The 7,380-nt window shown below is 46.5% G+C and carries 7 protein-coding genes; 2 read left to right on the top strand and 5 right to left on the bottom strand.

Going from position 1 to position 7,380, the window contains the following annotated elements; genetic code table 11:
• Positions 1 to 48: 48 nt before the first annotated feature.
• Complete coding sequence (locus tag INF68_RS20425) at positions 49 to 1,053, bottom strand: IS110-like element IS4321 family transposase (protein WP_000427620.1); 1,005 nt, start codon at positions 1,051 to 1,053, stop codon at positions 49 to 51.
• A 235-nt stretch (positions 1,054 to 1,288) separates the two neighbouring features.
• On the opposite strand from INF68_RS20425, the gene INF68_RS20420 reads away from it, so the two are divergent.
• Both INF68_RS20420 and INF68_RS20415 read left to right on the top strand, forming a co-directional pair.
• Complete coding sequence (locus INF68_RS20420) at positions 1,289 to 2,029, top strand: DUF4145 domain-containing protein (protein WP_045261353.1); 741 nt, start codon at positions 1,289 to 1,291, stop codon at positions 2,027 to 2,029.
• A 1,105-nt stretch (positions 2,030 to 3,134) separates the two neighbouring features.
• Entirely contained in the window at positions 3,135 to 3,491 is a 357-nt protein-coding gene (locus INF68_RS20415; protein WP_045261352.1) for a hypothetical protein, read from the top strand.
• Between the two features lie 125 nt (positions 3,492 to 3,616).
• On the opposite strand, the gene INF68_RS20410 is transcribed toward INF68_RS20415, so the two are convergent.
• The 4 genes from INF68_RS20410 to INF68_RS20395 form a co-directional block, all read right to left on the bottom strand.
• A complete protein-coding gene (locus tag INF68_RS20410; RefSeq protein WP_032627126.1) occupies positions 3,617 to 3,901 on the bottom strand; it encodes a hypothetical protein in 285 nt (94 codons plus the stop codon).
• Entirely contained in the window at positions 3,901 to 4,728 is an 828-nt protein-coding gene (locus tag INF68_RS20405; RefSeq protein WP_045261351.1) for a ParA family protein, read from the bottom strand. The genes INF68_RS20410 and INF68_RS20405 overlap by 1 nt, the downstream gene beginning before the upstream one ends.
• A 185-nt stretch (positions 4,729 to 4,913) precedes the next feature.
• Positions 4,914 to 5,717 (bottom strand): hypothetical protein, encoded by an 804-nt coding sequence (locus INF68_RS20400; protein ID WP_052683031.1) that lies wholly within the window; start codon positions 5,715 to 5,717, stop codon positions 4,914 to 4,916.
• A gap of 69 nt (positions 5,718 to 5,786) precedes the next feature.
• Positions 5,787 to 6,797, bottom strand: a complete 1,011-nt coding sequence (locus INF68_RS20395) for a hypothetical protein (protein ID WP_063854633.1) — start codon at positions 6,795 to 6,797, stop codon at positions 5,787 to 5,789.
• Positions 6,798 to 7,380 lie beyond the last annotated feature (583 nt).

Genomic DNA, 7,380 nt, shown 5'->3' with positions numbered 1-7,380 from the left:
ATTCGCAAAACCAGATCAGTGATTCTTTAAACCGGTGTATTTCTGCCGTTATGCTACATAAGTTTGCTGTCGTGCCGTTAGGGCCCAGGCTATTCTGGCCAGCTTGTTTGCCAGAGCACAAGTGACGACAAAGTTGCTTTTCCTACACAGTAGATCCCTGACCCAATCGGCCAATTTGCCAGACTGGTGTTCCAGTTTTTGTATGAATACCCTGGCACATTGAACCAACAAAGTTCGGATCTTTTTGTTACCTCGCTTACTAATTCCCAGCAATGTCGTCCGACCTCCCGTGCTGTACTGTCGAGGCACTAGCCCTGTTGCCGCCGCAAAGTCACGACTGCTGGCGTACTGCTTCCCGTCGCCAATCTCAGTTGAAATAGTACTCGCTGTCAGTGTTCCGACGCAGGGAATGCTCAGCAAGCGCTGTCCAATCTCATCTTCGTCCAACTTTCGTTTCAACTGGGATTCCAAATCTTTAATCTGCTCAACAAGATAGTGATAATGCTGTTGTAATTTCAGCAATAACTGGCTGAGGTATAGAGGCAAACTATTGTCCTCAAGAAGGGTACTCAGTCGGCTAATAACGGCAGCTCCTCGTGGAACGCTGATGCCAAATTCCAGCAGAAAAGCATGCATCTGATTGGTTGTTTTTACCTTATCCTGAACCAAGGATTCACGGACACGATGCAGCGCACGCATTGCCTGCTGAGATTCAGTTCTGGGCTGTACAAAACGCATAGACGGACGCGATGCAGCTTCACAAATAGCTTCGGCGTCGACAAAGTCGTTTTTGTTACTTTTAACGAATGGACGGACAAATTGTGGTGATATCAGCTTAGGAAAATGCCCCAACTCTTCCAACTTGCGTGCCATAAAGTGAGAGCCACCACAGGCTTCCATTGCGATGGTTGTAGCGGGGCATGTCGCCAAAAATTCGATTAACTTTGGCCGTGTAAATTTTTTACGGTAAACAGCCTTGCCGCGACGATCTTGGCAATGAATATGGAAAGAGTTTTTACCCAGATCGATACCAATGAGCGCAATGTTTTCCATGATAGTTCTCCGAATGAAAGCCTATCCTCAGCATAGTACCGGGAAGGAGGGAGTGACCATCTCATTAAGTGTGGGATGCAGGGAAGAGTAAGAACCCCGTTTATCCGACATGTCGGTGATTGAGTGTCGCGGCTCTTTTTCAATAACGGCTAATGGATTATGGTGAAAGCTGGTTTTCACTGAATTTGAAGATCTGATTCAGATCTCATCACTATTACCTTCGGAGTCCAAGTAAATGTCTGCTCATAAAATTTCGGCTAGATTCTTCGCGAGCCTGAATGTGGAATGGCCATGCCCGGCATGTGCCCAGAAAACACTGGTTATTGATAAGGAGACTTTCCACGCTAAGTCACTGCTGGAAAGTCGACAAATTCAGAATGAGGATTGGTTTGAACCTGAAATGGATGAGAAGGTTTTCAGCTGTATGGCGCACTGTTCACGGGCAAACTGTAATGAAGTGGTTGTCTGCATTGGTAAGGGAGGCTGGCAGGAGGAATGGGACGATGAAATGAGTAATCGTGATTATGTTGCCTGGTATAAACCAATGAGCTTTGTTCCGACGTTACATCCATTTGCACTTCCCGGAGAATGTCCGGAGGAGATTGCAGGGCCTGTTACAGCTTCTTTTTCTGTCTATCTCAGCCAGCCAGGATCTGCGGCCAATCTAATCAGGATCTCGGTTGAGAGAATGCTGACGGCAATTGGTATTCCTGAACATGGTAATAAAGGGAAGCGTATTTATCTCCATCAACGTATCGAACTCCTCGACGGGCAATATGCCCCCTACAAGGACACGCTGATGGCCATTAAATTCCTGGGTAACGCCGGCAGTCATACCTATGATGAAGTGACCACCGGGGATATCGAAGCGGCATTCGAGATTATGGAGTATGTCGTGAATGACCTCTTTTCCGGTCGTAAGGAGTCGATTGCAGTCCTTACCAGACGGCTGCATGACAAGTTCGGAAATCAGTGAAGTTCCCGGTAGTACCCGGCTCTGGCTTGAGGTTGCTGTACTCTGGAAGGTAGGATAGTTCAGGAGCTGAAGAACTATCCTGACTAATGAAAGCTGAAGTAATGTTGTTTAACCGGACAACATACTAATCCGCAAGATAGTCCGCAGGACGATATTGATTCAACGTACTTATGCACATATATGTTATGCACTAAGTACAACAAATAAACTCAACGCAACAAAAGTATAAGTACCAGGCATTACTTAAATAAAGAATACTTTTTTAGATACTATTTCAGTAAACGCGTCAAGCCTGCGGAGAATTTATTTTTGACTTTCATCAGGCTCTCTGGCATTATAATCAAAAATGATGCACACCCCACTCAACAGTGATTCTGTTGCCGTCTTATTTCGCCTGATGGTGAATGTCAGACCGCAGCCGTGTGTATTACGTGCCGGTTCCGGCATATTGCGATATCTGCACTTAAGTTAAATATTATCTGCACCGCTGACCTGGTTTACTCCATTATTCCGGTTTTCTCCGGAAATGGTAACAGATGCACAGACCTGGCCCATTGTGCCAGGTAACGCAGCTGCGAGGGGATATTCTCTTCGTAAGGGGTCGCAGGAAGGTATCGCTATCATGCAACAATCGTTGACGCAATAGCGAAATCGGCAAAACAGCAAGAAAATAACTAAAAATACATGTTGACTATTGACAAACATGCTTATTTCAGGGTAAGATAACCTTATTCTGAACATGACAGAGAATACTGTCATGTGGCCGACAGAGGCCAGGGCAACCCAGATTCGAATAATACTATCCGGTTCCCTGTTCTGTTGGCTCAGCCAAGACAGCAGGCACCGGTGCGCCCGGGCCTGCTTTTTTTGTGCCCGAAGAAAATGACGCGATTCTTTATTCCGCTATTGCGGAGATGGATTCGTATACCCTGAAAACAACTTTCGTGCTACGCGAATAAGGAACTGAAATGATCTGACAACTAATGAAGAAGTATCACGTGGCTATTATGGCCAACCACTTTTAAACAATCTGAAGGTTTCTAAATGAAAACTTTAAATGCTGTAAATCGGAGTAGTAAATCAATCACTAATAAAGGGGACTATTATGTCTACAAACAACTTGAAAGAAGCAGTAAATCACAATACCTACAACGCGCCAGTCACCATCAACAACTACTACGGCTGTCCCGTTCCCCCCCCTGAAGAACCACCTGTTGTTCCTGCGAAAAAGAAACGCGGCTGGGTTTTTGAAACCACCAGTATTTTACTTGGAACAGGTATTACCTTATGGCAGTCAATGTACAACGGGGTAATGATGTCAGGCTTGACGGCTTTCCTAATCTGGTTGGGGGTGTCTTCAGGGGCAGCACCAGTATGGGCTACTGGTTTGATTGCTTTTGGCGTCTGCGCCGCCCCTACATTGTTGTTAGCTTTGGGTCGTTGGGTCGTAAACCAGAAGTAGTAGGTAGTAAGTTGTATGAGTTAAGGGTAGTGGGGCTACCCTTAACTCAATACTAATGGTTATGAGAGCAAAGATCAACCATTGTGATTACATTTAGAATACTAGTGTATTTCTTTTGTAATACACTAGATATTCTCTTTAATTGCTTTCAGTACCTTCTCCGGACCGGCTGACTGAGCAAGGTAGAGCCCTGCACGCAACAACGTCGATACCGTGATATTTTTATGTGTCAGCGCCTGGATCTGTTCGACCAGCTCCTGTGCCAGCACCTTTTCGGCCGGTGTCATGCGTATTGTTTTGGGTGTTTCACCTGTCGTATTTTTCTTTTTAGCCGCAATATTTGTCAGGCTGCTTTCTTTTCTGGCCCGTTCCGGTTTTTCCATTTTTGGTCGAACAAGTTCTTTAGACATTATGCTGCCTCACTGCTGATGATTTCTTCTAGCTCGCGAGCCAGTTTGCCGTAGTCAACTAAAGCCATTGCGCTTTTCTGGTAGTAATAGAGTGGGAGACAGGCCACCTGCGACTGCACTATTGCCTGATCGGTACGAATCCGGCTCTTCAACAGGCGCGGAGAGATTCTCTCATGTGAAGTCAGTGCGGTATCGATATAGGTGTTAATTTTCTTATTGGCACCGTTGTAGTTATTACGGAACACGCTGAAACGCGAGTAATCTTCTTCAGAGATCTCATCCATGTAGTCCAGCATGATTTCCAGGCCACTGAGTGAAAAACTTCCGCCGTCGACAGGAACAAGAACATGGTCGGCAATGAAAATGGCATTGCCGGTTGCGATATTGAGACCAGGTGCGCAGTCAATAATGATGTAATCGTATTCGGCGCGGACTTTCTCGAGATGCCGGCCCAGGATTTTTTCGCGGTGACTGCGTGTCAGGGTCTGTTCGATAATTTTTTCAAACGTCGGGTCGGACGGGATCAGATCAAGGTTAGGGATAGGTGCTTCACCAGCCATCGCAGGAATGATGACATCACGGATATCAAATCGGGAATTATTATAGAGATCGCAAATTGTTGGCCCATACATGGAATAGTACTTTTTGCCATTTGCGGTCACTTCTGTCGTATTGGCCTGCTGGTCGGAGTCAATCAGCAGCGTTCGCTTCCCGGATCGGGCATAGTGGACAGCAAGATTGGTCGCTGAACTGGTCTTACCAGGCCCGCCTTTATTGTTCATTATTGCAACTATTCGCGCAGATTTTTCCTGTAGCTTGCTCATCATGAAGGCTCCAGATTAGGGTTAGTAGTCCGGAGTATTTGTAATCCATTTGGCACACATAAGCAATACAAATGTACTACAAAAATTAGGTGGACATTATTGCCGGGAGGAAAGATTTGGTGGAAATACGGGAGAAATACATAAAGCCCGGCTGAAAACCAGGCTTTACAGACCCTATACGCGTTTCATCATGTTCCAGTGGTATGTTCACGGCGTCCTGTCACCTTTCTGTATAGCCAGCAGAGAATCATGATGGGCGAAAATAGAACGGTTGATATCAGATTTATCAATACAACGTCCCACTGACGTTCTGTCAAAAATCGGATTTGTTCTGCCTGATAAGACTGACTGAATTTCAGACTTTCAATCTCCAGCTTCTGACTCACGTACTGACCCTGTAATTCATACACCCCTTTATGCAAAGGGACAGCAATAAGGGGGCTATGGAGGCCTTTTGGAAACTGAAGCTCTCCAATGGACAAGGGAAGGGATACTCTTCCGCCTGGCTCAAACCTGAATCCAATACCGTTCCAGAAATGATCCCGGCGAAGCATATTCTCCTTGTCATCTTCATCGACAGGAGATGTCCTTATGGGTTTTACGGAGGTCTCTGCTGGTAGAGTTTTTGCCCAGGAGATCAGCTGACTCATTATCCATGAGCCAAGTCCGCGCCCTCGCAAATTGTAGTCCAGTATAAAATCCGAGTTCGTCAGGTCCACTTCTGTCGTGCCATCCCAGATACTGACGTTAAACTCGGCTTTATATTCAGATTCCTGATGCCAGCCACCCCCGTTCCAGTAAAGGGAAAGAGTGCATGTACGGCTAACCAACTGTCTTTTAACGTCAAAACTACCGCTGGCCGGAGAATAAGTCTCCTTGAGGGTTCTGATAACTACCACACTGCAGGCAGGCTGGTATCGACCACCAGTTCGGTTCTCAGGTAGTGTCAGAAGCCAGCCATTATTATCTTCATCAAATGTCGGTACATCCACCGTGTTTTCCATCCTGCATGGTGTTGCGGTTCTGCTAGTCTACCGGACCGGATTTCAGTCCCCCCAGATCTACGGGATAAGAAGTGAACGAATATCCACCGTAGCCTCGTTCGGTTCAGTGGTTTCACTGCCCTGTGTCAGCTCGTCAATAAACTGGTGGAGTCGCTTTATTTGTCGCAGGTAATAACACAGTTTGAGGGCTATCTGTGCTCTGAAATCAGACAGTCCACGGTCGCGAAATTCAGCGTCCAGAACTGTAGATATTGAACTATATTTTTTACTTTCTAATATTTTAAACACATCAGCATGTATTTCAGCGAAAGTCACGGAGCCCGACAGTTTCGGATCTGAATCTGAAATCTCCATTGCATCAAGTAGCTTATTTTGCTTCAACAAGATCCAGCCATAGAGAAGCTGGCTAGCCTCTATTTCGCCGTACCACAAGTTACCCTCACTATCGCCATGTATGTACATTTCCAGCAATGTTGTGAGGCGCTTTTCAAGCTGGGCCAGTTTGGTCCGTAATTGGCCCTGGACACTGTCAATACGGTTATGAATCGCCAGATTCAGTTCAAGCATATAAAAAAACAGGTTGATATGGGCATCAGTGATAGCTGTGAAGCGCCTCCCAACTTCTTCACCGGGCTTATGGTTCAAATGCAGTTCATCAGTAAGAGCCATTCCCTGATGCTCCAGGATCGCATAGAGATCGACACCGCGTTCTTTCACCTTTCCCAACCCCTCAGGGGAAGGCATTTCGAAACATGCATCAAATTGGTCGATGAACTGTTGATATTTGATTCCTGCCTCATTAAACCGCTCCCCCCTGATATCGTTCAGTATCCGGGTTACCTGAGCACGGACTTCCTGTTTAAAGGCTTCCACATCAATATCGTTATAGAACGTGATATTCACCTGCTGGCCTATCAGAAACGGCGGAAGCATCCCGGGCAGGCGCTTATTTGAAACGTAACGACCAGTGGCCGCATCTCTGCCAGGCTGGCGAGGCGGCTCCAGAATCACCTCTCCGGCTTTCACCTTCTTCTCAAACTCAGAACGAGTCTCTATCTGCCTGGCCATGTATATCTCCGAATATCAGGACGCTAATAAAAGTAGCGTTATTTAAACGTAAAAGGCTTTTACCCGCAAAATTTCCTGGTTTGCCAGAAACCGGATCTGCGCGGCGGGAAACCCGCAATGGATATGATTGTCAATTGTAATTTGGCTGGTTAATTTTTGGCTATTTAAAATGACCGCTTAACGGCGTTTACTGTTCCGTTGCTCCCGAACCCCCTAAAAAGACCGCTGGCGCGGTCTGATAAAATGTTATGCCGCAGGCGGTGGTGTCCATCCGTTGTGTTCAGCAAGCACCTGCTTTTCATTGACGGCATGAATATTACAGCAGTAACGTATTGCCGTGGTGAATCCATTCTGTGCGAATGGGCGTACTGGTCAACTGCAGCCTGCAGGTATGCGCGCGTCGTTACTGGCTGGGGTAACGTCACCGGGAGGCACCCGGCACCACCCGAATTACAATAACGATCCGTTGTTTTCCTTGAGAGCCTGTTCGTCCGGACAGGCCTTTTTTTGCAGGTAACAGGCCCGCGTCACATCATCCAGACATTCGATATAGGGGTCGTCTCAGAAAACGGAATCTATGGTC

The organism is Enterobacter cloacae complex sp. P16RS2 (genome assembly GCF_014982155.1).
GTDB lineage: Bacteria > Pseudomonadota > Gammaproteobacteria > Enterobacterales > Enterobacteriaceae > Enterobacter > Enterobacter cloacae_M.
This window is presented reverse-complemented; position numbering and strand designations above follow the sequence as displayed.